We start from the raw sequence: 1,657 nt of genomic DNA on the forward strand, positions 1-1,657 counted from the left end.
TATTAAGGTTTAAATACCGAACAGCTTATTCGTTAAGCGTTGCGCTGTCTTCGCTATAAAGGTTCGCATCGTTGACTCAAGCTACGTTCATTTTAATCATTGGATTATAAATGATAGTCTAGTTGAATAGAGTTATGGTACTGGACTGACACAGCTAAAATGGTGGGATAGATTTTGGCGATTTTCTGGGCGCACAACCTGCGCCCCTACAGTTATAATCCACCCAATTAGGTGTGCCACGCCACTACAATTTTGATGATTATTGAATACCTCTAGCTGTTTATGTCGTGGGATACATTTTTACAACAAATTGCAGATTGTCAGGGTATATTTGATGCCGATGAGAGACAGGTGTTTTGTTGGCGCTTTGCGGAACAGAATTGGGGAGAACTTGATGCCAAAATTGCTGACGATTTGCATATCAGTGAAGCGACGCTGCAACGGCGAATGGGACGAATTTATGCGACATTTTCCCATTCTTGTCCGGCGCTGAATACGGAGAAAAAGGGTAAATTTAAGCGCTTGCGAGACTGGTTAAAGCGAGAGTATGTGCGATATCAACAGCATGGAGAACAACTGAGAAATTTAGAGACAGATTCTGGTGCGATCGCGACTCCTCTTTGTCAAGATCGTTATATTGAACCGGGGATTCTGCCTACCTGTTACCAGGAAATCCTGAAGCCGGGATGTTTACTGCGGATTAAAGCGCCGTGGAAGATGGGGAAAACGGAATTGATGTCACGGGTGTTGAATGATGCGGCGGATCAGGGTTATCGCGCCGTGAGTTTGAATCTGCGGGATGCAACTGCAACGGATTTTCAAGATTTGAATCGATTTCTGCAATGGTTCTGTACCAGTGTGACGCTGAGTCTGAACCAAGAATCATTGTCAGATAATCCAGTTGCTGAACATTGGCAGAAGAGTATTGGCAATAGTAAGAATAAGTGTAAGACGTATTTTGAAAAGCATCTGTTACCCGGAGACAGTTGTCTGGTTTTGGGGTTAGATGAAGTGGATCGAATTTTTCCGTATCCAGATGTTGCAGGTGAGTTTTTAGGGATGCTGCGAACGCGACATGAGGAGGCAAAAACGCGCCCAATTTGGGGTAAGTTGCGCCAGGTTTTAGTGTATACAGAATCCCTACTCTGTTAATGTAGTATGGTTTTGTAGTATAAACCTATAATCTAAAATTATAGGTGTATGCTCCAGCAGGTTGCTTTTGCCTTATCATTCAAGATCCCTAGTTTTTAAAAACTTGTTATAACTGCCATCGCAGCTCAAAGACTTACACCAATCCCCACTAATTCGAGCAGTTCCCCGACGAGCTGGTAGCAAAGTACCACGAATCGTAATATTTAAATCTGGACAGTCATCAATAGGATCAAGTGGACAATTGCAACAGATTTGAATGCTACTTTGTCCAGGAGGGTTATAAACTAAGCGATATTGTAAATCAATACCTGTAACCGAGAACAATGAAAAAGACCCCAAACGGGCAGATAAAAGTTTTTGCTCATACGTAAAGTACCCTTGGTTTATGCAGTTACCCGATAAGCTTACCCCTTTAAAAGCAGTTGCACTTAAATTACTCAATTGAATTTGAGAGGGATTGGAAATTGTACCGACAAAACCCAATCACCATAATCTGTGAAACTAC

General features: G+C 42.2%; 2 protein-coding genes. One reads left to right on the forward strand and one right to left on the reverse strand.

Features of this window, described 5'->3' with window-relative positions:
• The first annotated feature begins 282 nt into the window (after nucleotides 1–282).
• Nucleotides 283–1,152: an AAA-like domain-containing protein gene (locus MC7420_RS36060; RefSeq protein ID WP_006106659.1), complete on the forward strand. Its 870-nt coding sequence runs from the start codon at nucleotides 283–285 to the stop codon at nucleotides 1,150–1,152.
• 75 nt (nucleotides 1,153–1,227) lie between these two features.
• Here MC7420_RS36060 and MC7420_RS34660 read toward each other — a convergent pair whose 3' ends face one another.
• A complete protein-coding gene (locus MC7420_RS34660; protein WP_006106660.1) occupies nucleotides 1,228–1,635 on the reverse strand; it encodes a hypothetical protein in 408 nt (135 codons plus the stop codon).
• Nucleotides 1,636–1,657 lie beyond the last annotated feature (22 nt).

This window comes from Coleofasciculus chthonoplastes PCC 7420 (assembly GCF_000155555.1).
In the GTDB taxonomy this organism is placed as follows: Bacteria; Cyanobacteriota; Cyanobacteriia; order Cyanobacteriales; family Coleofasciculaceae; genus Coleofasciculus; species Coleofasciculus chthonoplastes_A.

Bases quoted from the DNA above. Each gene is read 5' to 3' on its own strand.
- MC7420_RS36060 (WP_006106659.1), top strand. From the start codon at position 283: ATGTCGTGGGATACATTTTTACAACAAATTGCAGATTGTCAGGGTATA.